Source organism: Kribbella sp. WER1 (assembly GCF_054189145.1).
Genome location: NZ_CM135186.1, coordinates 2,896,995 through 2,921,729 on the forward strand (window position 1 = coordinate 2,896,995; position 24,735 = coordinate 2,921,729).

The following is a 24,735-nucleotide window of genomic DNA, read 5'->3' on the forward strand; positions in this document are numbered from 1 at the left end:
TCATCTCAAGGAGAAATCATGACGTCAGGTCTGTCCCGACGGGACCTGTTGAAGCTCGGCGCCGGCGTCGGCGCGATGGCGGCGCTGGGCGGTTGCGGCGGTGGCTCGTCGCCGCAGGCCAATTCGCCGCGGAGCAAGGCCGGCGCGTTGCCGAAGTACATCCGGTTCCCCGGGTTGCCGGCGCCGGACCTGCCCGGAAACGACCAGGGACTGCTCGACGCGTTCACGAAGTACCCGACGACGCTGGTGGACGCGTGGAAGGGGCGGACGCCGGGTGACGGGAAGCCGGTCACCGGGCTCGCGCAGCTGAACGGCGCGGCGCCGCCCGGGCTGCCGGGCAACGTGTTCTGGAAGACCGTGAACGAGCGGCTCGGATCGCCGGTGCAGATGCAGCTGGTGAATGCGGGCGACGATTTCAACACCAAGATCGCCACCATGAGCGCCGGCAACGACTTTCCGGACATGATGCAGATCAACAACTCGATCCCGTCGCTGGACCGGTTCCTGGCCGCGAAGATGCTGGACCTGACGCCGTACCTGTCCGGCGAGAACGTGCAGAAGTACCCGGCGCTGGCGAACGTCCCGACGCGGTACTGGGAGGCGTGTGTCTTCGACGGCAAGCTGTACGGGCTGCCGATCGCGCGCGGGCTGCTGTCCGCGTGGGGCCTGTACTACCGGACCGACCTGATCGAGGAGGCCGGCGCGCAGCCGAAGATCGAGAACTTCGACGACCTGTACCAGTTGGCCAAGGCAACGACCAACCCGAAGGCCGGCGTCTGGGCGTTCGCGAACAGCCCGCTCGACTACGTCCGGATGATGCTCGCGATCCCGGCCGGCTGGCAGGAGTCCGGCGGGTCGATGGTGAACTCGATCGAGCACGAGCACCAGCAGCAGGCGCTCGAGTCGACCCGGAAGATCGTCGCCGACGGCCTGGTGAACCCGGACATGGCGGCCGCGCCGCCGTCGCAGTGGCAGCAGTGGTTCGGCAGCAAGAAGGCCGCGCTGGTCGGCGGGACGTACAGTGCCTGGGTGAGCCTGACCCAGCAGGGCGTGCCGGCGGACAAGATCGGGATGTTCCCGGTCGTCGGGTACGACGGCGGCAGCGCACCGGGCTGGAAGGGCGGGCTGAACAACAACATCGCGGTGATCCCGGCGAAGAACAAGGACCGCGCCGAGACTCTGCTGAAGATCGCCGACTTCCTCGCCGCCCCGTTCGGTACGTCGGAGAACCGGCTGCTGAGCACCGGCGTCGAGGGCCACAACTACACGCTCGACGGCGGCAAGATCGTGCTGAACCAGGACCTCACGAACGAGCGCAGCCTCGGCCTGAACTATCTGGCCGCGCCGCCGCCGGTGGTCGCGTCCTCGACCGACCCGCGGTACGTGCAGCTCGAGTACGCCGCGCAGCAGAAGCTCGCCGCCGATGGCACGATGGACCTCGCGCAGACGCTGTTCTCGGACACCAACTCGCGCAAGGGCCCGCAGTTGGACAAGGAACGGCAGAACATGGAGTTCGACATCATTCTCGGCCGCAAGCCGGTGTCGGCCTGGAAGGAGTACGTCGAGCACTGGAAGAGCTCCGCCGGCGACAAGATCCGCCAGGAGCTGCAGAAGGCGTCCGAGGTCGCGGGGGGCTGATGATGAACGAGAACGAGTCCTACGAACAGTTCGATACCGAGCTGATCCGGCTGGCGCGGGTCGCCGGTGACCAGGCGTACGACGCGGCGGCCGGGCTGGTCGCCCAGGAGGCGAAGTACAACCCGATCCACACCCGGATCTGGACCGGCGTCCGGCACCCGCACCGGGAGAGCGTGGTGTACGCGCTGGTACTGCTCGAGTCCGGGGCGGCCGCGGACGTGCCGCTCGCCGAGGAGATCCTGCGGCGGGTGCTCGCGGAGCAGGACGTCGACGACGCGTCCCCGACGTACGGGATCTGGAGCTACTACCACGAAGAGCCGCTGGACCAGATGGTGCCGCCGGACTGGAACTGGGCGGACTTCATCGGGCGGGAGCTGGCGTTCGTACTGTTCCGGCACGAGGCGCGGCTGTCCGAACCGACCCGGACGGTGGTGCGGACCGCGCTCGGGCATGCGGCCCGGTCGATCATCCGGCGCAACGTGACGATGAGCTACACGAACATCGCCGCCAAGGGCACGTTCGTGACACTGGCCGCCGGTCAGCTGCTGAAGGACGCGGAGCTGACCGAGTACGCCGTCCGCCGGGTCGGCCGGCTGCGGGAGCAGATCGAGGCGGCCGGGAGTTTCGCGGAGTACAACAGCGCCGGGTACTGGACGATCACGATGGAGGCGATCGCCGCGATCGTCCAGTACGTCGACGAGCCGGAGGCGGTGGCCGGGGCGCGGTGGATCGTCGAGCGGCTGTGGGAGCACCTGGCCGGGCGATGGCATGCGCGGACCGGGCAGCTCAGCGGGCCGATGGCGCGCGTGTACACCGACGAGCCGGCGCGGACGCCGGATCTGCTGGCGTTGCTCGCGAAGGCGACCGGTTTCCGCGGGCTGTTCGCGGACCTGCCGGAACTGACGCCGACGCTCGGGCTGGCCGGTCCGGCCCTGGTCGACGTACAGGCTCCGGCCGCGGTGGTCGAGCGGTTGTTGGACACGCCAACGGGTGTGGTCCGGGAGCGGTTCAGCTACCTCGAAGGTGAGGTGCCGGTGGTCGGGACCACCTGGCACGGGATGGACGCGACGCTCGGCAGCGTGAGCGTCGGGGAGTACTGGCTGCAGCGCCGGCCGTTGATGGGGTACTGGCGGGAGGCGGGCGACCCGGCCTGGGGACCGTCGCGGTTCGTCAAGCTGCATCTGATGAAGGACGACCACGACTTCTCGTCGGCCGTGTTCGCGTCGGTGCAGTCCGGGAGCCAGGTGCTGTGGTCGGTGAGCTTCGTGTCGCCGGGTGGTGACGAGCACATCGGGCTGCATCAGATCGAGGCCGGGCAGGCGTTCGCCGTGTCGTCACTCCGGTTGGTGCTGGAGATCGCGGGCGCCGAGGGCGGTTCGGTTTCGGCGATCGGCCGGCAGTTCCGGGTGAGTACGCCGGGCGTCGATCTCGTCGGGAGTATGGACTCGATCAGCTTCGGCGAGCACCAGCCGCAGGTTCGGGTCGAGCAGACGGACGACCGGATCCTCGTGATCGCGGAACTACTGGACGGCCCGACCTCGTTGACGATGCAGGACATCGCGCCAGTCGAGCTGACCGGTACGTTCTCGCTCTTCGAGGGCGCCGACCGGCCGGACGTCGCCGCGCCGTCGATCACCGTGTACGACGGGGACGTGCAGGCGCACTGGGTCACCGCGGACGGCACCCAGCTCCGGCTGGTCGCGCCGGCCCGGGTCACCACCAAGACCGGCCACCCGCAGGCCGTCCGTACGTCAATCGACGGCCAGGCATGACCGGGACGCTGCTGCTGACGTTCGACGATCGCCACATCGCCGGGTGGGAGGAGGCGCTGCCGCTGTTCGAGGCGGTCGGTGCGCGCGTGACGTTCTTCGTGGTCGAGGCGGATCTGCTGGACGCGGCCGAGCAGGCGGGTGTCCGGCGGTTGCTGTCCGCCGGGCATACGGTCGGGTCGCACGGGGCGCGGCATCGGAACGCGGACGAGGCGATCGCTGAGGTCGGCGCGGCGGAGTACCTGCGGACCGAGATCGCGGGAAGTGTGGAGGCGCTGCGGTCGCTCGGGGCGACGGCGCGCAGCTTCGCGTACCCGAACAGCCGCCGCAACGAGACGACGGACGCCGTACTGCTGGAGGTGTTCGATCAGCTGCGCGGCGGGAGCCCGCGTCCGACCGATCTGGAGACGGCGCGGGCAGCCGTGGTGCACGGGGACACTCGGGTGTTTCCCGGGCGGGGCTTCGACAGCGCACGGGGCGACGTACCGCGCACGGACGACGTCGCCACCCTCAGCGAGCTGCTGTATGAGCTCGCCGAGGGCGACGGAACGCTGGCGCTGTACGCCCACGAGATCGCCCCGGTTGCCCGGGGCAACCACATCCACCCGGAACGCCTGACCGCCGTACTGGAAGAAGCACGACGGCTAGGCCTCCGAATGGTCGGCTTCGACGACTACTCGCCGACCAGCTGGTTGTAGTGGTCGGTGAGCGACACGGCGCTGACGCCGTTGAACGTCCCCGGGATCTTGCCGTAGTTGAGGAAGGCGGTCTTGGAGCCGTTCGCCTTGCTCATGCCGTACAGGTAGCCGGACTTGGTGTCGTTGTCCACGCCGACGACCAGCGACCCGCCACGGTCGCCGCAGCTCTGGACGACCAGCGACTCGTACGCGCCCCAGCCCGAGGAGCGGACGAGCTTCATGACCGGCTTCGCACCAGCGGCCACCGGGATGTGCGCAGTCCAGAGCGCACCGGCGTTGGTGGTCATCAGCAGCGTGTCGTACGTCGCGTTCTCGCTGAGGACCGTCATCGTCTTGAAGCCGCGGAAGCCCGGGATCGGGCCGAGCGACTTGAAGCCGGCGCCGACCATCGAGTACCGGTACAGGCTGCCGTTGCTGTTCAGGCCGTACAGGTACGAGTGCCGCGGCGTGCCGACACTGTAGTTCGAGGTCGCGATGGTCTTGAAGCTGGTCCAGCCCGAGCCGACCTTCTTGAAGGTCGCCACCGGCGGCTTGTTGTCCGGCAGGTAGGTCGTGTGCCGGTACAGGTTCCCGCCCTGCAGGAACAGGCCGTAGAAGTAGAACTGGGTCAGGGACGCGTTCGCCGCCGCGTACCAGCTGGCGCTCGCGCGGGTCCCGACGAACTTGATCGCGTCCGGGAACTGATCGGCCAGGACCGGCCGCTGGGCCGTCACGTCCACGCCGTCGACCATTCCGGCGGCGGTGGGCGATGCGATCGACGTGACACACGCCTCGGCGGAGGCGGCCAGCGCCTTCGGCGCCGCCTTGCCCGCCCAGGAGTGGCTGTCGCCGGGAGTGGCCGCGGTGGCCGGCGCCGCCGCAACCGCCGCCGAGGTCAGGCCGACGGCAGCCAAGGCGAGCGCAAAACGCTGCAACTTCATGGGTGTTCCCCTCTGGAAAGATCTCACTAGCCCCCGAGATCGCGCTGACTATAGCGGACCTCGGGGACTGGTGCTGAGGGAATTGCAGCTAGTTGCAGGTCAGCCGCGGCGGCGGCGGGTGAAGGCGATGGCGCCGAGGCCGGTGGTGAGGAGGGCGAGGGCCGCCAGGAGGATGGCGGGGCTCACATCGCTACCCGTGTTGGGGAGGTTCGGCTTCGGGCGGCCGGGCTGGGGTGGGGTGACTCGGACCGTGACAGTGCTGGTGTTGTTGTTCGGGTCCGGGTCGGCGGTGGGTGACTCGGCCTTGGCTGTATTGGCGACTGTGGTGGCCGTTGTGTTCACCAAGACGGTGAGCGTGACCTTTGCCGTCACACCGGGGTCGACGCGCCCTACTGCGCACGTGACCTTCTGCCCGGTCGTAGCGCATCCCTTGGGCGTGCTGGTGAGGCTCAGGCCGTTCGGGAGTACGTCGGTGATCGTGACGGCGGTTGCTGACGACGGGCCGGCGTTGTGGACGGCGATCGTGTAGTCCAGGGTGTGCCCGGCGATCACGGTCGGCGCGGACGCGGTCTTCTGGACGCTGAGGTTCGCGGACTGCGTCGTACGGCCGCTGACCTTCGCCTCGTTGTTGGCGATCACCGGGTCCGGGGTGGCTGCGCCTACCCGAGCCAGGTTCTCCAGCGAGCCGGTGAACCCGGGTACGACGGTTGCGGTGACTGTCACCGTGACCGTGGCCCCAACGGCGAGCTCCGGCGTAGTACAGCGGACCGTGCCGGCTGCCGGAGTGTCCGGAGCGCCAGGGGCCTCCGGCGGGAGCAGGATGCAGGCGTTGCCGGTCATGGTGACGTTGCTGAGGCCACGGGGCAGTTCGTCGGTGATGGTCACCGTACGGGCGTGTGACGGGCCGTTGTTCTTCACGGTCAGCACGTACTTCACGGACTGGCCGGCGACCGGTGCGGCCGGGGACATGGTCTTCGTGATCGCCAGGTCGGCCAACGCGGTGACCGGAGACTCCGCAGTGTCGGTGTCGTTGGACGGATCCGGGTCGGTGGTCCGTGAGGTCTCGCTTGCGGTATTGACGACGCTGGCGCCTTCGTACCCGGCCGCCAGGCGCACGTGGAGCACGAGGACGACCTGACCGATGGGTAGGTCACCCAGCTGACAGGACACCGCACGGCCCTTCACAGTGCAGCCCTTGGACGCAGACGTGACCGTGAGTCCGGCCGGGACTGTGTCGGACAGCACTACTGCTCGTGCGGTCGACGGACCGGCGTTGTTGACGACGATCGTGTAGTCGAACGCACTACCCGGCGTCACTCCGGTCGGGTCGGACGTTTTGACGACGCTGACGTCGGCCAGCGTCTCAACCGGCGTAGTGATCGTGGAGCTGTTGTTGCTCTCGTCCGGGTCCGGCACCGGCGAGGTGGCGGTGGCCGTGTTCGCCAGCGACGTCCCTTGGTACGCCGGGTCGAGCGTTGCTGTGATGACCACGGTCACGGCCTTGCCCGCGGCGAGCGTGCCGAGCGCACAGCGGACCGTTTGACCGGTCGCGGTGCACTGCGGGTCCACCGAGACGATCTTCAACGGAGTCGGCAGGCTGTCGGCCGCGGTGACAGCGGTCGCGTCGGACGGCCCGTGGTTGACCACGGTCAGGCGGTAGGTCACTCCCCCGCCGGCGATCACGGTCGGTTCGTCGCTGCTCTTGATGACCTCGACGTCCGCGGCCTGCTCGACCTCGGTCGTCACCTCGGTCTTGTTGTTCGACGGGTCCGGGTCGGTCGTCGGGCTGTCCACCGAAGCACCGTTGGTGACGGCAGCAGTCTGCGACGCGGCGACGGCTACCCGGATGACAACAACGGCGTCACCGTTGGGTGCCACCTCACCGAGCTCACAGGTCACCGCGGCGTTGGCCGTCGTACAGGTCCCGTCGGCGCTCGTTGCTTCCAGAACGGTCAGACCGCTCGGTACGGCGTCCTTTACCGAGGCCTGCTGCGCTGTGGACGGCCCGTCGTTGTGCACGGTGAGCGTGTAGACGGCCTCGCCGCCGGCCACGAGCGGCGACGGCTTGACGGTCTTGGCGATCGACAGGTCCGCGGCTGTGGTCAGCGTGGTCTCGGCCGTACTGCTGTTGTTGCTGTCGTTGGGGTCCGGTGTCTGCGAGCTGACAGTCGCCTTGTTGGTCAGAGTCCCGGCCGGCTGGTCAGGCGAGACCTTGACGACCACGGTGATCGTCGTACCGTCGCCGGGCGCCAGGCGTCCGACGGAGCAGCTGACGACCTCGTTCTCGTGCGTACAGCCCGCAGCGCGGACGAACGTCGTACCGGCAGGCAATGGGTCTGTCACGATGGTGCCGACGGCGTCCGACGGGCCTGCGTTGCGTACGGCGAGTGTATACGTCAGCTCGTCGCCCGCGACGGCTGTTGCGGGCGCGGTCTTGACGATGGATAGGTCAGCCTCAGTACGGACCGAGGGCGTGGTGGTGGACGTGTTGTCCGACGTGGTCGGGTCCGTGGGCGTCTCAGAGGTCGCGGTCGCGGTGTTGGCGAGCTCCCCCGCCGGGGTCTTCGCGGCAACAGTTCCTGTCACCGTTACGACGAAGCTGTCGCCGGCGGCGAGTGTTGCGGCCAGACAGCGCACCTGCCCGTTGACCGCGGTACAGGTCGCTCCACCGTCCCCGGACGCCTGTACACCGGTGATCGCGTCCGGTACGTCGTCTACGACCCGGATGCCCTGCGCGTCCGACGGACCGGTGTTGCGGACCGTCAGCTTGTAGGTGATCGGCTTGCCCGCAACCACGGGGTCCGGTGAGGCGGTCTTGGTGATCGTGATGTTCGCCTGCGTGCCCGTGGTGATCGTGTGGGTCGCGGTGTTGTTGCCTGTGACGGGGTCGGGCGTGGGCGACGAGACGGTGGCCGTGTTCTTCACGTCGTTCGGCTCGGTGCCGGACGGGACGTCTGCGACCACGGTCACCGTGACGGTGTCTCCCGGCGCCACGGTGCCGACGGCACACGTCACAGTGCCGCTGGCCTCGGTACAGGTGCCGGCGGAGCTCTTGGCGGACACGTACTGCAGCGGCGACGGTACCGGGTCGGTCACCTTGACGGACTGCGCCGCGGACGGCCCGTTGTTCGTCACGGTCAGCGTGTACGTGACCGGCTGCCCCGCGTGTACGGGGACAGGCTGGGCGGTCTTCGTGATCGCCAGGTCGGCGCTTGCCTTGACGGTGTCCGTCGTACGTCCGGTGTTGTTGCTGGTGTCCGGGTCGGGCGTGGAGCTCTCGGCGGTCGCGGAGTTCGTCAGGTCACCGACCGCCTTGGGCGAGACGGTCCCGGTGACGGTGACGATCGCGGTCTCACCGACCGGCAGGTCACCCATCGGACAGGCGACCCGGCCGGAGCTGACGGTGCAGGAGCCGGCTGAGGTGTCCGCGGTGACGTCGGTGAGCGCGGACGGTACGACGTCGCTCAGGTTGACGTTCTTCGCGGTCGACGGCCCGGTGTTGTGGACCTTGATCTGGTAGGTGATCGGCTCGCCGGCGACGACCGGCTTGGTCACCGTCGTCTTCGTCACGACCACGTCCGCCTTTGGTGCCGCCGGGGTGATCGTCACGGTGTCGGTGTTGTTCGAATCGTCCGGGTCCGGAGTGTCGCTGACGGTCTTCGCGGTGTTGGTCAGCGCGCCGCCCTGGTAGCCGGCGTCGAGCGTCGCCGCGATCCGCACGGAGACGCTCGCCCCGGCCGCGAGCCGGGCCAGGGTGCAGTTCACGTCGCGCCCCGCCGTCGTACAGGTCGCCGTCGACTGCACACCGGTGATCGTGAAGCCGGCCGGGACCGCGTCGGCGATCCGCACCTGCTCGGCGTCGGACGGCCCGTTGTTCTTGACGGCGAGCGTGAACACCACGGACTCACCCGGAGCCGGGTGGGCCGGGGCGACGGTCTTCACGATCTGGAGGTCGGCGGTCCGCGTGACGTCGGTGGTCACGGAGGACGTGTTGTTGTCGAGGTTCGGGTCCGAGGTGGAACTGGTGACTGTTGCCACGTTCGTGAGGCTGGTCACGGTCGTTGCCGCCGACACCCGTACCACCACCGTGATCGTTGCCGTCGACCCCGAGTTGATCGTGCCGAGCTCGCACGTCGTCGCGGTGCAGGATCCCTGCGTGGGCTTGGCGGACACGAGCGTGACGCCATCCGGGAGGGTGTCGGTGACCTTCACGTCCTCGGCAGCGGAAGGACCGTTGTTGCGGGCAACCAGCGTGTAGGTGAGTTCGCCGCCTGCGGCGACCGGGTCCGGCTTGGCCGTCTTCGTGATCGACACGTCCGCCTCGGCCGCGACCGGGGTGAGCACCTCGTCGGTGCGGTAGGTGTACTGCTTGTTCAGGGTCTCGGCGGTGTAGTCGAGCAGGCCCACGTTGTTCAGCGTCGTACCGGCGGCCGCCTTGTCCACGGTCACCCGGAAGCGGACCGTCGTACTCTGGTCCTTCGCCAGCCGGCCGCCGGTGGTGGCGTTCGCGCCGGTGCCGATCCGGAAGCGGACCGTCCGCCCGCCGTAGTCCGCCTGGTCGTCGCCCGATCCGTCCGTCTTCGACCCGGCGCCCGCCCCCGAGACGATTGCCAACGACCCTGGCACGAACGTCGTGTTCGCCGGCAGCTCGTCGCGGACCGCGGACCGCAGCGCGTCGTCGTCGCCGGTGTTGCTGAAGCTCAGCGTGTATTCGAGGGTGTCGCCAACCTTCGCCGGGGTGTTGCCCTCGAGGTTGCGGACCGTCTTGGTGCCGACGATGGTCGGCGCGTACAGGTCGATCTGGGTGGTCAGGGCGGCCGGGTAGTAGACGTCACCGGTGCTCGCGAAGGTCAGCTCGGCGCTGGTCGCGTTGTTCGGCAGGACACCGGCCGCGTCGACGACCTTGGCGTCCACGCCCAGGTTGTTCACACTCGCCGGGGTCCGATCGGCGAGGTTCTCGCCGCCGTCGGTGACGCGGCTGCCGTAGAAGTTCGCCGACGGGTTCTGCGCGTCGGCGAGCCGGGTGCCGTTCACCGCGAAGTAGTCGCCGGTGATGCCCGCGTCGCCTTCGTACGTGACGCTGCCGAACCGGGCGTTGACCGCACCGCTCGGCGGCGCGAGGAAGCCGGAGATGTTGGTGCGGACCGGTTCGCCGCTGGACACCTTGGCGTAGCCGTTGAAGACGCTGAGGTCGCGGAGCGGCTCGTCGGCCTGCTGGTACGCGATCACCAGGCTCCAGCCGGCGTAGCGGTCGGCGCCGGTGCCGGTGGGGACGTCGGCACCCCAGTACTCACCGTTGCCTCCGGCCCGTACCAGGTCGGTGACGTCGAGGTAGGAGGAGTAGTCGTTCTTCGAGCCGGTGTTCAGGTAGTCGGTGCGGTCCGCGGTGACGGTTTGGTAGGAGGACGTGCCGGGTAGCCGGAGGCGCATCGTCGTACCGTCGTCGCTGGTGCTCGTACCACCGCGACCGGCGCCACGGGCCGCGCCCCAGAAGAGGCCGGCGTACAGGACCTGGGCGCCGTTCGGGAGGGCCACGGTCGCGCCGGAGGAGGACTTCGTGGAGGGGTCGGAGTCCAGGTCGAGGAGCTCCATGTTCCAGTCGTTGTTGTTCGCCTTGGTGCGCCCGCCGGCCAGGGAGTCGCGGCAGCCCGCGTCGGAGCGGTCGCAGGTCAGGAGACTGTTCCCGGTGATACGGACGGCGCCGTTCGTCTGGGCGCCGAACACCTTGCCGAAGTCCCGGACGGTGTCCGCCCGGGCGGTTGCCGGTAGCACCAATCCGCTCGTGATCACGAGTAGGAGCCCGAGCAAGATCCGCAAGCCACGGCCAGGAACGGCCATCCGAAGTCCCCGTTCTGTTCGGTGGTGCGCCTGGCAGGCATACCACACGGCGGACTCAATGTAGCTGATCAACTACGTAGCGTGGGGGATGGTGGTGGTGGTCACACTTGGGTGGAGGGGATTGTTGGTCGCTCAGTGGTTGGGTGGGCCAACCACCGGGTGGGCGGTTGCACCGTAGGCGGGGGGGTGGGAGGGGCAACCCCCTCCGGGTGGTTGGGAGGGCAACCACCTCCGAGTGGTTGGACGAGGCAACCGGATCCGGGTGGTTGGACGGAGCAACCACCTCCCGGCGGTTGGACGGAGCAACCACCTCTGACTCCGGCGACGACGGCCCACCCCACAAGCCTCCGGGTGGGTGGGCGGGACAACCACCTCCCACCCCAGCCATCACCTTCATGCGCCACCACCCTCCTGGGGTGGGTGGGCGGGAAGACCACCTTCGCGCTTATACGGAGCGGTGGTTCAGCTGTCGGCGGCCTTGAGGGTCAACTCAACCTCGTTGCGGTGCAGGGTGAGCGCGCCGCCGGCGGCTTCGGCGCAGCGGCGGGCTATGTCCAGGCCGAGACCGGTGGAGCCTCGGTCGCTGCGGCCGCGTTCGCCGGCGCCGAGGGGAATGCCGGGGCCTTTGTCGGCGACGACGATGTGGACGATGTTGTCGGCGCGGGTGAGGGTGATGCGGGCAGGGGTTCCGTCAGGCGTATGGGCGACGACGTTTTCGACGAGGGCGTCGAGGGCCGCGCCCAGGTCTTCGGCGGAAGACCGGACGGTGGCCGGCTTCTGAGGCAGGTCGAGGGCGAGCTCGCGGCCTTGGTCTTCGAAGAGCGGTTCCCAGAACGCGGCGCGTTGGCGGGTGACTTCGACGGCGTCGGAGTGTGGGACGCGGCCTTCGCGTTGGGGCCGGCGGGCGGCGCTGATGACGGCGGTGAGGGTTCGTTCGAGGCTGGTGACCTGCGTGTTGAGCTCTTCGGCGCTTTCGCGGTCGGTGAGGGCTTCGACTTGGAGGCGGAGTGCGGTGAGCGGGGTGCGGAGCCGGTGGGAGAGGTCGGCGACGGCTTCGCGTTCGACGGCGATGACTTCGTCGATGCGGTCGGCGAGGCCGTTGAGGGCGGCGCCGACTTTGGCGACTTCGGCGGGGCCGGTGGTGGGGGCGCGGGCGTCCATGTCGCCGCGGGCGAGGCGTTCGGCGGTACTCGCGGTTTCTTCGAGGGGGCGGGCGAGGCGCCGGGAGACGAGTTCGGCGCCGACGATGCTGAGCAGGAGGACGAGCAGGCTGCCGCCGATGAGGATCCACAGCCGCGGCATCAGGCCGGCGTACAGCTCGTCGCTGGTGAGGTAGAGGCAGACGGTGGCGGGACCGTTGGGGGTACCGACGGCGACGTCGACGGCGAGGCCGCCGTTGATGTCGCGGTAGTCGGCGTCGCCGACTTTCGGCGGGCCTTTCTGGTCGTCGTCGCCGTCGTACCCGGCAGGCAGTTCTTTGGGGGTGGGGACGCCGCCGGGCGGCGGGTCGCCGAGCGTCGTACCGTCGGCGAGCCGTACGGAGATCTTGCCGGGTCCGGGCGGGAGGCCGTTGATGTAGGCGGTGACGTCGTCGGCGGTGTGGTCCTTGTCGCCGACGTAGTACGCGACGGTTTCGGCCCGGTTGCGGGCTTTGTCCTGGGCTTCGCTGGCGGTGGTACTGCGGAGCAGCAGCACGAGCGGAATAGCGAACGCGAGCACGACCAGGGTGGTCATGCCGACCGAGAGGAGCAGGATCCGGCGGCGCATGCTCAGCCGTCCGCGGCGAGTTTGACGCCGACGCCGCGGACGCTGTGCAGGAAGCGCGGTTCGGCGGCTGTTTCGCCGAGCTTCCGGCGCAGCCAGGACAGGTGGACATCGACGGTCCGGTCGCCGCCGCCCCACGGCAGGCCCCAGACCTCGGCGAGCAGTTCGCGCTTGCTGACGACGGCTCCGGGGCGCCGGGAAAGCGCGAGGAGCAGGTCGAATTCTTTGCGGGTGAGGTCGACGGGTGTGCCGTCGACGGTGACCTCGCGGCTGCGTGGGTCGATCCGCAGCCCGCCGATCTCGACGGTCGACTCGCCTTGCTGGTCGGTGCCGAGGCGCCGCAGTACGGCGCGGATCCGGGCATCCATCTGGGCGGCGCTGAACGGCTTGATCACGTAGTCGTCGGCGCCCGCGTCGAGCAGCCGTACCACGCTGGCGTCGTCGTCCCGGGCGGTGGCGACGATCACGGGTACGTCGCTGACGGCCCGCACCATCGCGAGTACGTCGCGGCCGTCGAGGTCGGGGAGGCCGAGGTCGAGCAGCAGTACTTCGGGCTTCTCGCGAGCCACGGCGGCGACGCCGTCGGCACCGGCGGCGACGGAGGACACGACGTGGCCGGCCGCCGTCAGGGACTTCCCCAGCGACAGCCGGATCGCGTCGTCGTCCTCGATCAGCAGCACCCGTGCCATGTCCCCGAGGGTAGCTGTCGTCCCGTTATCGGACCCTCAAGCGCCCGTTAAGCGCTCCTCTCCGGAACTTTTTCGTCACCAGACGACGGTTTGTTTCCGGAAAGCGGTGGTTTCAGGCCGGTGGCGCGCAGTTCGAGGGTGGCGAGGCGGGTGATGACGTCGGTGTCGCCGGTGCGCCAGGCGGCGACGGGGTCGTCGGAGATCTTGGCGAGTTTGTGCATGGGTTGGTTCGCCATCGCGCGGAGGGCGAACAGGTCGAGGTCGGCGGCGCTGTCGATGAACTTCTGCGCCGCGGTGGCCCGCCGGGAGAACCGGATCCGCCGCGGCACCCAGATCAGTACGGCGAACAGCACCGGCAGCCCGATGGTCACCGCGGCGAGCACGTACGCGAGCTGATCGACCGCGTGCGCCTGGTCCCGCCCTGCCTGTGCGAGTTTGCCCGCGGCTCCGGCCGCTCCGTCGATCGGCGAGCGCAGCTCGTCCCCCACCGCGGGCACTTTCCCGATCGGCGTCGAGAGTTTCCGCAATTCGCCGGCCAACCCGTCGCCGGCTTCGGCGGCCTTGCGCCCGGGCATGTCGAGGGCCTCGACCATCCGGTGCACGAGCAACCCCAGCTCCACGCAGAGCCAGATCCACGCGAGTAGTACCAGGTCCCCGATCAGTTGCCCTGCCCGCTGTGCGCCTACCTCGGAGTAGAGCTTCACGGGCGGACCCTTCTGTCAGAGGGTGGAGCGGAGGTCCCAGAGCAGCGGGTAGTAGCGGAGATCGAGGCGACTGCGGAGGTAGTTGGCGCCGGACGACCCTCCGGTACCCGGTTTGGTACCGATCATCCGCTCGACCATCACGACGTGCCGGGCGCGCCACGCCGCGGCGAGTTCGTCGTGCTGGAGGAGTGCCTCGGCGAGCTCCCAGATGGCAGCGTAGTGCGAGCGGTCGCCGGCCACCTTCCGGAGCGCGTCCCGGATCGAGTCCTCGGAGTCGGTCTCGAACCCGCCCTTGCGCAGTACGCCGAGGAACGCGTCCCAGAGCGTCGGCTCCTCGAGGCGGCGGCGCAGGCGGTCCTTCTCGGCGTCGGTGAGGCCGCGGAACCGGCGGACGAACGACGGGTCCTTGGCGCCGGACAGGAACTCGATCTCGCGGAACTGCACGGACTGGAACCCGGAGGCCGGCGACAGCCGGTGCCGGAACTCGCCGAAGTCCTGCGGGGTCATGGTCTCGAGGATGTCGACCTGCTGGGTGAGGACCCGTTCGATCGTGTGTACCCGGCGGAGCAGGTGCTCGGCGAGCCACAGCTCGCCGGCGAGCATGGCGTCCCGGGACGCGGTCAGCTCGTGCAGATTCTGCTTGAACCACAGCTCGTACACCTGGTGGATCGTGATGAACAGCAGCTCGTCGTGGGCCGGCGGCTCGGACTCCAGCCGCTGCTGGTCGAGCAGCTCGGTGAGTCGCAGGTAGCTGCCGTACGTGAGCCGGCCGCCCTCCTCCCCGAAGTGCACGTCGACCCCGCCCCACTGCCCTGTCACCCCGTCACCAGCGCTCATGTGACGGAGACTAGCCGACGGTTCCGTGACTGGTCAGTGATTCGTTCGTTGGTCCTTCCGTACGCCGAGTCGAGGAGTCGCATGTCCGCCACGGTCGAATCACCGATCGTTCCCGGTCCGGTCCAGGGGCCGACCCGGGAGGAACCGCTGGTCGAGGCGTTGCTGCTCGACGACTACCGGTCGCTCGTCCACCTTGCCTACCTGATCCTCCCGCCTGCGATCAGCCGGGCGAGGCGGGTGGCGGCCGCGCATGCGGTGGTCCAGCGGGCGCTCCCGCCGGGGCTGCCGCTGCCGACCGAACTGGCGCTGCCGTCGAGCCTGGTCGGGCCGCCGGACCTGCGGGTTCCGGCGACGCGGCACCGGGAGTTCATGCGCCGCCGGGTGGTCGACGAGGCGACCCGGCAGGCCGAGCGGCGCTCGTTCGCGGCACGCCTCGGCAGTGTGCTGGCGCCGGCCGACGCGCTCGGCTTCGACCCGTGCAGCACCCGCCCGGACCGTACGGCGCTGACCCGCCGCCGGGCCCGCGGCCGCCGGGTCGCGATCGCCGCCACGGTGCTCGTGGCCGCCACCGTGCTCGCGGCGCTGCTCAGCTTCTGACCCCGGACCTGCACGCCATCACAATCGGGCGCCTGCGGCGGATCCCGGCGGGCGGCCGCCCGAAGGCGGCGATTGTGATGGCCTGGCGGTCCGCCCTTGACGGGCCGAAGTGCTCCGCCTACCGTCGGTGACACCGCTCTCTTCCTACCGCCCCAGGGAGATCTGTGATGTCCGTTGGAATCGTTTCCAGTGTTGCCCTCCTGCTCGCTCCCCTCGGCGCACCGCTGCCCGCGCCGGCCGAGACCCCACCGGTGAACATGACGACCCAGGCAACGATCTGCAACAAGTACTGCGACGCCCGCGACCCCGCTCTCGCACCCAAGGAACGCACGCCGGTCTCGGCCACCCTCTTCGGCCGCACGATCACGCTGCACCTCGACGACGACGACGCGATGGGCTGGGCCTCGATCGACAACGGCAACCCCGGTGACGAGGTGTGGCTGGACCGTTCGATGGACGGCGGTCGCACCTGGTCGGCCGGCAGCCGGCTCGGCAACACCGCGATCCCGTCCGGCCAACGCGGCTGGCGCACGCAGATGTACAACGTCGACGACTGGAACAACCTCGGCGTCGGCGCCCTCCGCGCCTGCGGCAAGGCCGGCGACCGCGCGGACATCGCCTGTACGCCGTGGGCGCGGGTCACCTGGAACTCCTGGGACCGGCGTACGGCGGCCGCGACCGCGTTGATGCAGGACTACAACCTCTCCAGCGGGCTGTTCGACACCACCGGCTGGTGGAACTCCGCAAACGCGCTGAACGCGTTGATCGACAACATCCGGGTCAGCGGGATGGCCAGCTACAAGTACGCGATCGGCACGACGTACGACCTGAACCTGAACAAGTTCGAGGGCCAGTTCCGCAACGACTACATCGACGACACCGGGTGGTGGGGGCTGGCGTGGGTCGCGGCGTACGACCTGACCGGTGAGGCGCGGTACCTGCAGACGGCGCGCGCGGACGCGGACCACATGGCGGCGTACTGGGACAACACGTGCGGCGGCGGGGTGTGGTGGAGCGAGGCGAAGACGTACAAGAACGCGATCTCGAACTCGCTGTACATCCAGCTGAACGCGCAGCTGCACACGCGGATCGCCGGCGACACGACGTACCTGCAGCGAGCGCAGAACGGCTGGACGTGGTTCCAGCAGACCGGGATGATCAACGGCTCGCACCTGGTGAACGACGGGATCGACCTGGCCACCTGCAAGAACAACGGCCAGACCGCGTGGACGTACAACCAGGGCGTGCTGATCGGCGCGCTCACCGAGTTGTCGAAGGCAACGAACAACTCGGCGTACCTGACCAGCGCGCGGCAGCTCGCGGACGCGTCGACGACCGCGGCGTCGCTGCACACCTCCGACGGCATCCTCCGCGAACCGTGCGAGGACGGCGACTGCGGCGGCGACGGCCCGTCCTTCAAGGGCGCCCACGTCCGCGGCCTCGGCAAACTGAACGCGGCGCTGTCCGACCACCCGTACACGGCGTACCTGCAGAAACAGGCCGACCGCGCGTACGCCGCCGACCGAACCCCGATGGACCAGTACGGCCTACGTTGGTCCGGCCCGGTCGACAAGCTCGACGCGGCCCGCCAACAGTCGGTGGTCGATCTGCTCAACACCGTGTGAAATGCAGGTTCGGTCCAGGGGCTGTCCACAGGGGATCCAGGGCGGGTCCAGACCGGTCCGAACGGCGCTCACACGGCCGGATTCGGATGCCAGGGTGAGATGACGGGCCGGCAGCACGGCCGGCCCGGGACCCTGGGGGTGAGCCGGTGCCGGACCCGATCGCCGACGAGTTGCGCAGACTCGCCGGACCGGACCTCTACCGCCGGAACGCGTTCCGGATCAGCGGCCTGCTCGCGGACGCGGACGCCCGCACCGCGCGGCAGGTGGCGCAGCGGCTGCGGGCCGCGCTCGCCGTCGGCGCCGACGTCGACCTCGGTACGGCGACCTCCCGCGACCCGCACGAGATCCAGGCCGCCTGCGACCTGATCCTCGGCGATCCGCGCCGCCGGCTGGTCCACGAGATGTTCGCGCCGTGGGGCGACGACGTGTCCAGCTGCGGCTGCTCGCCGACGCTGCACCGCAACCACGACGCTGCGGTCGCCGCACACAGCTCCGCGATCAGCAAGGAGCAGGACGGCGGGCGCCCGGACGTCGACTGGAACAGCGCCTGGCAGTCCTGGTCGAAGGTCGTCGGCGCATCCACCGCACATCTGGAGTCCCGGGTGCGGGACCTGGACGACCGCCAGCTCGACCGTACGGCGGTCACCGGGCTCGAGCGCGAACTGCCGCGCACGCTCGTGCAGCCCGCCGTGGATCTGGCGGTCGCCGCTCCGCTCAAGCGTGCCGGAGTACTGGTCAAACTCGCCCGGAAGTTCCCGCAGGCCGAGCAGCTGCACCGGCGGCTGCTCGAGTCCGCGGCCGCGCCGTTCTACGAGGACCTCGAGGACCGCCGGACCCGGATCGCGCAGCGGATCGGGATCGACCCCGCCGACGGCATCGTCGACGAGATCGAGAAGGAACTGCTGCCCAAGCTGCGCCGCCTGGACGCGCTGCTGCCGTCGAAGGAGAACCACCGGACCTCGGGACTGCACGATCAGGTGGCGATCCTGCTGAACAACTGCGCCGTCGACCTGATGAACCGCGGCGAGGACGCCGACGGCCGCGCCGAACGCTGGCTGGACCTGGCCAGCCGGATCGCGATCGACCAGCGCGAACACGATCTGATCAACGAGAACCGGCAGGGCATCGGCGAGACCCAACGCGCGATCAGGGACTTCCGGGACCGCGTCTACGCGATCCAGCGGGCGCAGGGCAAGAGCGCCGCGACCCGGGTCCTGCGCAGCATCAGGCACAGCACAACCTCGCCGACCGTGATCGCCGAGATCGACCGGATGCTCGCGGAGTTCGGCCGCGGTACGACGACTCGCAAACGGCAGCCGGTCCGCGGCCCCGTCCGGCGGCCGGTCTACGTCCGCCGGCGACCGTGGCGGCGGGTCTGGGTCGTGCTCATCATTGCCCTCGCGCTGATCGCACTCAGCCTGTGGCGTTGGTGGCCGCGGCACGTGGACGTGTTCAACCAGAAGATCGCCGACAACCCGCCCGCCGGGGTCTGCCTCGGCAAGCCGGGCGACGATCCGACCGCGCTACGCAAGGGCAACTGCGACGCGGACCACTGGGGTGAGGTGATCGCGTACGTCCCGATCACCAAGGTCCCGTCGGCGTACCCGGGTGACGTGCAGGCGAACGCCCTCGCGTACTTCGCCTGCGGCGAGGCGGTCGCCCAGCAGCACCTCGACCACTCCGGGTTCACCGTCCAGGCGTTCTATGCCGGCGCGAAGGACTGGAACGACGGGAAACACGCGACCTCGTACGAGAACTACGCGACCTGCGTGATCCACCACGAGGACGGCGAGCCGATGGTCGCGGGCGCGGCGGCCCGGCCCGATGCGCCGAAGACGTCGCAGCCGGTGCTGATGTCGTTGTTCGCCAGGGATCGCGCACAGAACGCGCCGGTCGGTACGTGCGTACAGAAGCTGCCGGCCGGGGACGCCTCGGTCGATGTCGGGATCGTCCGCTGCACCGAATGGCACTGGGCGCAGATCGTTTCCTACCCGACGATCTATCCGGCCGGTACGCCGTGGCCGGGGGACGACGCGGTGGTCGCGCGGGCCCGGAAAACGTGTTCGCGCGGGATTCCGGGCCGGCCCGGGTTCGCGACCACGCCGGGATCGCCCGATCACAGCTGGTGGTCCGAGCCGAAGCAGGTCATGTACGCGTACTGCCTCGTGCATCGCGCCGACGACAAGCCGTTCAAGGGAGCGCTGACATGAGTTGGGCAGGATTCCGCCAGTGGCGGCAGCACAAGGCGTTCCGGATCGCGGCGCCGAGCTTGTCCGGCGCGGAGTACGACGAGCTCGACGCGTGTCTGGCCGAACTCGGGTCGGCCGTGGCCGAGGATCCCGCGGACGACGCGCTGGCGGAGGCGGCGACCAATCTGTGGCGGGCCCGCCGGAAGCTTGCTCAGGGCAAGGAAAGTCAGGGGCGGCAGGCGGCGCGGTACCTGCGGACGTGTGCGGATGCGCTGGCCGCGGCCGGGTTGACGGTGCAGGACCACGACGGAGAGCCGTTCCGGGCGGGGCGTTCGGTCGACGTACTGCTGTACTCCGACGATCCGGCGGCGACCGAGGAGACGGTCGTGGAGACGGTGCGGCCGGCGGTCTACCACCGCGACCGGCAGCTGCAGACCGCTCAGGTGATTGTTGCCGTGCCGCCCCATTCGACCAAGAACAGCGAGGACAGTCATGCGTGACACCATCGACATCGGGATCGATCTCGGCACCACCAACAGCGCGATCGCCCTGGCGGTGGGCGGCGACGCGACCGTGATCAAGAACATCGAGCAGCACGACACCACGCCGTCGGCGGTCTGGTTGCCGCGCGCCGGTGAGGTCCGCGTCGGCGCCAAGGCCAGGACCCGGGTCGAGTCGGATCCGCGGAACACGGCGTCCGAGTTCAAGCTGGAGATGGGCCTGTCGGACGCGGTGCGGTCGTTCGAGAAGGCCGGCGTACAGCTGACGCCGCCGCAGTTGTCGGCGGAGGTGCTGAAGTCGCTGCGCGGGGACGCGTCGCGGTACCTGAACAACGAGGTGCTGACGGCGGCGGTGATCACGGTCCCGGCGGCGTTCGCGCTGAACCAGAACAAGGCGACCGTGGAGGCGGCGACCCTGGCCGGGTTCGTGCCCGGGTCGCCGTTGCTGCAGGAGCCGACCGCGGCCGCGTTCGCGTACGGGTTGCAGGACACCAGCGATCGCGCGTACTGGATGGTGTTCGACTTCGGCGGCGGCACGTTCGACGCCGCGGTGGTCAACAAGCGGGACGGCGAACTGCGGGTGCTGCACCACGCCGGCGACCCGTACCTCGGCGGCAAGCTGATCGACTGGGCTCTGGTCGAACGGGTGCTCGCACCGGCCGCTGCGTCGGAGTTCGGGATGACCGAGTTCCGCCGCGAGAACCCACGCCACGGGCGGAACTTCGCCCGGTTGAAGGCCGCCGCGGAGGAGGCGAAGATCGCGCTGTCGAGCATCGACGCGACGTCCGTACTGGTCGAGCTGGACACTCCGGACGGGTCCTCCGAGACGTTCGACTTCACGCTCACCCGGGACGCGCTCGACCAGGTCGCCGAGCCGTACTACGTCCGCGCGATCAACCTGTGCCGGCAGGCGATGCGGGAGAACGGGCTCGCCCCGGACGCGATCGACAAGCTGCTGCTGGTCGGCGGCGTGACGCTCTCCCCCGGGCTGCGGGCACGGCTCGCGGACCCGGCCGACGGGATCGGCATCGAGCTGGAGACGCGGCTGGATCCGTCGACCGTGGTCGCGCGCGGCGCCGCGGTGTTCGCGAGCACGATCCGGCACCCGGCGCCGGTGACCACCGCCCCGGCGGCGGGCGAGTTCGGGATCGAGCTGTCGTACGAGCCGGCCGTCACCACCACGACCACCACGGTCGCCGGGCGGGTCAGCGCCGGCCGCGACCAGGACTGGACGGGGTACTCCGTCGTCCTCGCGAACCCGGAAGGACGGCCGCCGTTCCGGACCGCGAACATCGCGCTGAACCGGGTCGGTGCGTTCGCGACCGAGGTCGAGCTGGACGAGAAGCGGACGTCGCGGTTCGTGGTCGAGCTGATCGATCCAGCCGGAACACCGCGGAAACTTGTTCCGAACACGTTTTCCGTCAGGCATCGGACCGAGACGTTCGGCGGCGCGCGGCTCGCGCACTCGCTCGGCATTCAGCTCGCCGACAAGACGTTCTCGCCGCTGCTGCGCAAGGGCGCCGGGGTACCGACCACGGCCCGCGAGACCTTCCGCACGTCGAACACGCTGCTGCGGCGCGACGACGAGGCGATGCTCCGGATCCCTGTGGTGCAAGGCGAACGGCGGCGCGCGAACCGGAACCGCCCGGTCGGGCAGCTGACGATCACGCCGGTCGACCTGCGGATGGACCTGCCGGCTGGTACCGAGGTCGAGGTCACGTTCGAGGTCGACGCGTCGAACCTGGTGACGGTGGTGGCCGACGTACCGCTGATCGGTGCGCAGTTCGAGGCGGAGATCGACCTCGGGTCGGTGCGGACGCCGTCGGCCGACGTACTCGAACAGCAGCTGGCGGAGGCGGAGGAACGGTACGACGTACTGCAGCGGTCGTCGGATCTGCCGGACGTGGACGAGCAGCTGCGACGGCTGGAGGCGGAGGAGACGCTTCCGACCGTACGTGAGCAGGTACGGGCGGCCGCGACCGATGCCGGTGCGGCGGCGACGGCCGAGGACCGGTTGCGGGATCTGCAGGCGGATCTGGACGACATCGACGATCTGGTCGCGCTGCCTCGGCGTACGCGGGAGCTGCTTGATCTGCTGGCAGAGGCGGCGGAACTGGTCGAGCGCGCGGGCGCGGTACGGGACGAGCAGGAGCTGACCGCGTTGCGGGAAGCGGGCCAGCAGGCGATCGACGAGCAGGACCTGGCCGCGATCGACGCGGTCACGGACCGGACCGAGCTCTTCATGGCACGGCTGTACCGGCGGCAGCCCGGGTGGTACGAGGCCGTGTACTGGGACGTCGTCCGTCAGCCGGGTCTGCTGCCGCCGACCACCGAGGCGGACCGGCTGGTGCGGGAGGGCCGCACGGCGATCGACAAGCGGGACGAGCGCGAGCTGGAACACGTTGTCCAGCAGATGATCCGGCTGCTGCCCCGGGACGAGCGCGACACGATCATCGGACTCACCAGATGAGCGCTCTCCGCCAGCACGTCACCACCACTCGCGCGGCCGACCTGGCCCGCCAGGGTGACCTGTCCGGCGCGGCCGCCCTCCTGACCGGGCTGGATGATCCGTCGGTGGAAGCGTTGGACCTGCTGGCCCGCATCCGAGCCCAGCAGAAGCAGTGGGTGGAAGCAGACGCCCTGTGGGCCAAAGTCGAGCAGACCGCAGGCTCACCTGCCGTGCAGGCGGCTGCCGCTGACGGGCGGCGGATGGTTGCCGCCATTCGAGGCCGGCGACGGGCGGCGCGGCCTGTACTTCCGGTGGTCGCGGGCGTGGTGTTGGTAGGCGCCGTGGTTGCCGGTGGGGCGCTACTAGATGGGCGAAGTACGCCCGTGGCTGAGCCTGTGCCGCCGACTGTAACGGCTTCGGTGGATACGGAGGCTGAGGAGCGAGCGGCCGAGCTGCAGCGCCAGTTGGCCGTGTTGGAGGCTCAAAAGCGGGCGGCTGCGGCTGCGGTGGCCAGCCAGCTGGATGTGATCCAGAAGTGGGCAGCCGGACCCGGTGTGGTCGTTCAGCGTGGGCAGGGAGCTGTACGGGTGGTGTTCGTCGACGCAGTGTTCACGTCCGGCACAGACTTGAGTCCTACCGGGCAAACAGCTCTCACAGCTCTCGGCAAACGCCTAACGGGGCTCAACGCGACCACGACCGTCACCGGCTACTCCGTCGTTGTCCCCGGGAGTCCAAAGGCCGGTGGGTCGCGGATGGGCCTGCTGAGGGCTCGCGTGGCGACGCAGCAGCTCAGTGCCGCGTCAGGGCTGCCGTTGACCGCGTTCGCGATGCAGTCCGGCGACCAGGCACACCCGCCGTACCGGACGGCCGCCAAGAACCGCACTGTCACGGTCACGTTGGCTCCGGTGACCGAGCGGTGATGCCATGATGACGACATGGAGCTGAAGATGTCGGCGTCGTACGACGCCACCCCCGAGGAAGTGTTCGCGATCGTGACGGACACGGCCTTCCGCGAGCAGGCCTGCGAGAAGACCAAGGCCCTGTCGTACGACGTCAAGGTCAGCGCGTCCGGCGGCGACACCGTGGTCCGGGTCAGCCGGAAGATGGAGGCCAAGGACATCCCGGACATGGCCCGTAAGTTCGTCGGCGAGACGCTGACCGTGGTGCAGACCGAGACCTGGCACCCGGCCGCGGCCGACGGGTCCCGGACCGCGGACGTGTCCGGCGAGATCAGCAACACGCCGGTGACGCTGAAGGGTACGGCGCGGATCGCCGCGAACGGCGCGCAGACCGTGCAGGCGATCGACCTCGACATCAAGGTCGCCGTCCCGCTGATCGGCAAGAAGATGGAGCCGTTCGTGGTGGACGCGATCCGCAACGGCCTGCAGAAGGAGCACGACCTCGGGCACGAGTGGAGCGGCAAGTAAACCTCGTGTCGTTGCGCTGACCACGGCGCCTCCGGTGGCAACCTGAGAAGAAGAGTTGCACCGGAGGTGACCCGTACCGATGCGAAGTTCCCTACGCAAGAAGCGCGACCGAGCCGCACCCGACGCGAGCCAGTACTGCGCCTTCTGCGCTACCGTGATGCCGTTCGAGCGCATCGAGCCGTCCGACTACCTGATCGACGAGCCCGACGAGTGGATCTGCACCAAGTGCGGCTCGGCGCTCCTGGTCGATCCACCTACCCAGGAGCTGAACCACACCGCCTAGTGTCGGCGGCCGCCAGGCTGCTGCGCATCGTGTCGACGGTCTCGGCGGGCCAAGGCCCGGTGTTGGTCATCGGGAGTTCGGTCATGAAGCGGCGTTCGTCCTCCGGGATGGTCGCGGCCACCAGGTCGGGGTCGTCGAGGACGGCGTCGTAGAGCCGCGGGCCGTCGGCGCTGAACAGGTCCGCCGCGACGAGGCGGCCGTCTGCGGTGCGCATGACGTTGTCCGGGTTGTCGTCGACGTTCGGGCCGAACCAGGGCAGCTCCCGGAGGCCGCGCTCGTGCACCTGCCGTACGACGTCCGCCAGCTCGGCGAGGGCCGGCTCACGCGCGGCGAGCGATCGGTGGAAGGCGGCTGCGTCGTTCGCCGCGACCGGCGACAGCCATTCGAGAATCTGCAGGTCGCCGCCGCCCGAGAGCCGACGGTGTTCGTACAGCCGCGGCACCTGGCCGGTGTACGCCGCCTCGCGGTAGAGCGCGGCCGTGTACGGTCCCACCGGATCGAACGGGCTGATCCGCGCCGCCGTGAGCCCATCAGGCGACCGCAAAGCGATCGCCCAGTCCCCCGCCCCGCAAGGCGTCCACCCCGCCGCAACAAGCACCCGCTGCACCTGGCGATGATCCGCCTCCGCTTCCAGCGGTAGCTCGTAGGCCGCCTCCCGGCGCCGTCCGGCTTGCCCGGTGGCCGCAAGGCGCACGTCCGGCACCGCTGCCCCGTCGCTCGGCACCGCCGGCCCGTCGCTCGGCGCCGCCGGCCCGTCGCTCGGCACCGCCAGGTCGTCGTCGGGCGTCATGCTGCCGAGCCTAGGCGG

Annotated in this window: 18 protein-coding genes; 11 read left to right on the forward strand and 7 right to left on the reverse strand. The window is 69.6% G+C overall.

What is annotated here, in order from left to right:
- The first annotated feature begins 18 nt into the window (after positions 1–18).
- From ACXJJ3_RS14115 to ACXJJ3_RS14125, 3 genes are read left to right on the forward strand one after another with little or no spacing between them, the layout of a single operon-like run.
- Positions 19–1,638: a substrate-binding domain-containing protein gene (locus tag ACXJJ3_RS14115; protein WP_458170480.1), complete on the forward strand. Its 1,620-nt coding sequence runs from the start codon at positions 19–21 to the stop codon at positions 1,636–1,638.
- Positions 1,638–3,410 carry a hypothetical protein gene (locus ACXJJ3_RS14120; RefSeq protein WP_458170481.1) on the forward strand — a complete coding sequence of 591 codons (1,773 nt, stop codon included), beginning with the start codon at positions 1,638–1,640 and terminating at the stop codon, positions 3,408–3,410. The genes ACXJJ3_RS14115 and ACXJJ3_RS14120 overlap by 1 nt, the downstream gene beginning before the upstream one ends.
- Positions 3,407–4,105, forward strand: a complete 699-nt coding sequence (locus ACXJJ3_RS14125) for a polysaccharide deacetylase family protein (protein ID WP_458170482.1) — start codon at positions 3,407–3,409, stop codon at positions 4,103–4,105. Before ACXJJ3_RS14120 ends, ACXJJ3_RS14125 begins: the two co-directional genes overlap by 4 nt.
- Here the strand turns inward: ACXJJ3_RS14125 and ACXJJ3_RS14130 are convergent.
- From ACXJJ3_RS14130 to ACXJJ3_RS14155, 6 genes are all read right to left on the reverse strand, one after another.
- Positions 4,081–5,025, reverse strand: a complete 945-nt coding sequence (locus tag ACXJJ3_RS14130; RefSeq protein WP_458170483.1) for a hypothetical protein — start codon at positions 5,023–5,025, stop codon at positions 4,081–4,083. The genes ACXJJ3_RS14125 and ACXJJ3_RS14130 overlap by 25 nt on opposite strands.
- Positions 5,026–5,124: 99 nt before the next feature.
- Positions 5,125–10,815: a COG1361 S-layer family protein gene (locus ACXJJ3_RS14135; RefSeq protein WP_458170484.1), complete on the reverse strand. Its 5,691-nt coding sequence runs from the start codon at positions 10,813–10,815 to the stop codon at positions 5,125–5,127.
- A gap of 510 nt (positions 10,816–11,325) precedes the next feature.
- Positions 11,326–12,630: a sensor histidine kinase gene (locus ACXJJ3_RS14140; RefSeq protein WP_458170485.1), complete on the reverse strand. Its 1,305-nt coding sequence runs from the start codon at positions 12,628–12,630 to the stop codon at positions 11,326–11,328.
- A gap of 2 nt (positions 12,631–12,632) precedes the next feature.
- On the reverse strand, positions 12,633–13,316 hold the full coding sequence (locus ACXJJ3_RS14145; protein ID WP_458170486.1) for a response regulator transcription factor: 684 nt from the start codon (positions 13,314–13,316) through the stop codon (positions 12,633–12,635).
- A gap of 47 nt (positions 13,317–13,363) precedes the next feature.
- Positions 13,364–14,020: a hypothetical protein gene (locus ACXJJ3_RS14150; RefSeq protein ID WP_458170487.1), complete on the reverse strand. Its 657-nt coding sequence runs from the start codon at positions 14,018–14,020 to the stop codon at positions 13,364–13,366.
- A 15-nt stretch (positions 14,021–14,035) separates the two neighbouring features.
- Positions 14,036–14,857 carry a tryptophan 2,3-dioxygenase gene (locus tag ACXJJ3_RS14155; protein WP_458170488.1) on the reverse strand — a complete coding sequence of 274 codons (822 nt, stop codon included), beginning with the start codon at positions 14,855–14,857 and terminating at the stop codon, positions 14,036–14,038.
- An 81-nt stretch (positions 14,858–14,938) separates the two neighbouring features.
- On the opposite strand from ACXJJ3_RS14155, the gene ACXJJ3_RS14160 reads away from it, so the two are divergent.
- The 8 genes from ACXJJ3_RS14160 (at position 14,939) to ACXJJ3_RS14195 (ending at position 23,927) form a co-directional block, all read left to right on the forward strand.
- On the forward strand, positions 14,939–15,454 hold the full coding sequence (locus ACXJJ3_RS14160; RefSeq protein WP_458170489.1) for a hypothetical protein: 516 nt from the start codon (positions 14,939–14,941) through the stop codon (positions 15,452–15,454).
- A gap of 167 nt (positions 15,455–15,621) precedes the next feature.
- Positions 15,622–17,079, forward strand: a complete 1,458-nt coding sequence (locus ACXJJ3_RS14165) for a glycoside hydrolase family 76 protein (protein WP_458170490.1) — start codon at positions 15,622–15,624, stop codon at positions 17,077–17,079.
- Between the two features lie 146 nt (positions 17,080–17,225).
- Entirely contained in the window at positions 17,226–19,289 is a 2,064-nt protein-coding gene (locus ACXJJ3_RS14170) for a hypothetical protein (protein WP_458170491.1), read from the forward strand.
- The gene (locus ACXJJ3_RS14175; RefSeq protein ID WP_458170492.1) at positions 19,286–19,768 is read left to right on the forward strand and encodes a hypothetical protein; all 483 of its coding nucleotides are present in this window, start codon (positions 19,286–19,288) and stop codon (positions 19,766–19,768) included. Before ACXJJ3_RS14170 ends, ACXJJ3_RS14175 begins: the two co-directional genes overlap by 4 nt.
- Positions 19,761–22,238 (forward strand): Hsp70 family protein, encoded by a 2,478-nt coding sequence (locus tag ACXJJ3_RS14180; protein ID WP_458170493.1) that lies wholly within the window; start codon positions 19,761–19,763, stop codon positions 22,236–22,238. Before ACXJJ3_RS14175 ends, ACXJJ3_RS14180 begins: the two co-directional genes overlap by 8 nt.
- Positions 22,235–23,137: a hypothetical protein gene (locus ACXJJ3_RS14185; RefSeq protein ID WP_458170494.1), complete on the forward strand. Its 903-nt coding sequence runs from the start codon at positions 22,235–22,237 to the stop codon at positions 23,135–23,137. The genes ACXJJ3_RS14180 and ACXJJ3_RS14185 overlap by 4 nt, the downstream gene beginning before the upstream one ends.
- 15 nt (positions 23,138–23,152) lie before the next feature.
- Entirely contained in the window at positions 23,153–23,644 is a 492-nt protein-coding gene (locus ACXJJ3_RS14190) for a DUF2505 domain-containing protein (protein ID WP_458170495.1), read from the forward strand.
- A 79-nt stretch (positions 23,645–23,723) separates the two neighbouring features.
- Entirely contained in the window at positions 23,724–23,927 is a 204-nt protein-coding gene (locus ACXJJ3_RS14195; protein WP_458170496.1) for a hypothetical protein, read from the forward strand.
- Here the strand turns inward: ACXJJ3_RS14195 and ACXJJ3_RS14200 are convergent.
- A complete protein-coding gene (locus ACXJJ3_RS14200; protein ID WP_458170497.1) occupies positions 23,899–24,717 on the reverse strand; it encodes a hypothetical protein in 819 nt (272 codons plus the stop codon). The genes ACXJJ3_RS14195 and ACXJJ3_RS14200 overlap by 29 nt on opposite strands.
- Positions 24,718–24,735: the final 18 nt, after the last annotated feature.

Excerpts from the sequence above, each read along its gene's own strand:
- ACXJJ3_RS14175 (WP_458170492.1), top strand. The coding sequence starts at position 19,286 with ATGAGTTGGGCAGGATTCCGCCAGTGGCGGCAGCACAAGGCGTTCCGG.
- ACXJJ3_RS14195 (WP_458170496.1), top strand. The coding sequence starts at position 23,724 with ATGCGAAGTTCCCTACGCAAGAAGCGCGACCGAGCCGCACCCGACGCG.
- ACXJJ3_RS14200 (WP_458170497.1), bottom strand. The coding sequence starts at position 24,717 with ATGACGCCCGACGACGACCTGGCGGTGCCGAGCGACGGGCCGGCGGCG.
- ACXJJ3_RS14115 (WP_458170480.1), top strand. The coding sequence starts at position 19 with ATGACGTCAGGTCTGTCCCGACGGGACCTGTTGAAGCTCGGCGCCGGC.
- ACXJJ3_RS14180 (WP_458170493.1), top strand. The coding sequence starts at position 19,761 with ATGCGTGACACCATCGACATCGGGATCGATCTCGGCACCACCAACAGC.
- ACXJJ3_RS14185 (WP_458170494.1), top strand. The coding sequence starts at position 22,235 with ATGAGCGCTCTCCGCCAGCACGTCACCACCACTCGCGCGGCCGACCTG.
- ACXJJ3_RS14155 (WP_458170488.1), bottom strand. The coding sequence starts at position 14,857 with ATGAGCGCTGGTGACGGGGTGACAGGGCAGTGGGGCGGGGTCGACGTG.
- ACXJJ3_RS14145 (WP_458170486.1), bottom strand. The coding sequence starts at position 13,316 with ATGGCACGGGTGCTGCTGATCGAGGACGACGACGCGATCCGGCTGTCG.
- ACXJJ3_RS14140 (WP_458170485.1), bottom strand. The coding sequence starts at position 12,630 with ATGCGCCGCCGGATCCTGCTCCTCTCGGTCGGCATGACCACCCTGGTC.
- ACXJJ3_RS14120 (WP_458170481.1), top strand. The coding sequence starts at position 1,638 with ATGATGAACGAGAACGAGTCCTACGAACAGTTCGATACCGAGCTGATC.
- ACXJJ3_RS14130 (WP_458170483.1), bottom strand. The coding sequence starts at position 5,025 with ATGAAGTTGCAGCGTTTTGCGCTCGCCTTGGCTGCCGTCGGCCTGACC.
- ACXJJ3_RS14165 (WP_458170490.1), top strand. The coding sequence starts at position 15,622 with ATGTCCGTTGGAATCGTTTCCAGTGTTGCCCTCCTGCTCGCTCCCCTC.
- ACXJJ3_RS14125 (WP_458170482.1), top strand. The coding sequence starts at position 3,407 with ATGACCGGGACGCTGCTGCTGACGTTCGACGATCGCCACATCGCCGGG.
- ACXJJ3_RS14160 (WP_458170489.1), top strand. The coding sequence starts at position 14,939 with ATGTCCGCCACGGTCGAATCACCGATCGTTCCCGGTCCGGTCCAGGGG.
- ACXJJ3_RS14190 (WP_458170495.1), top strand. The coding sequence starts at position 23,153 with ATGGAGCTGAAGATGTCGGCGTCGTACGACGCCACCCCCGAGGAAGTG.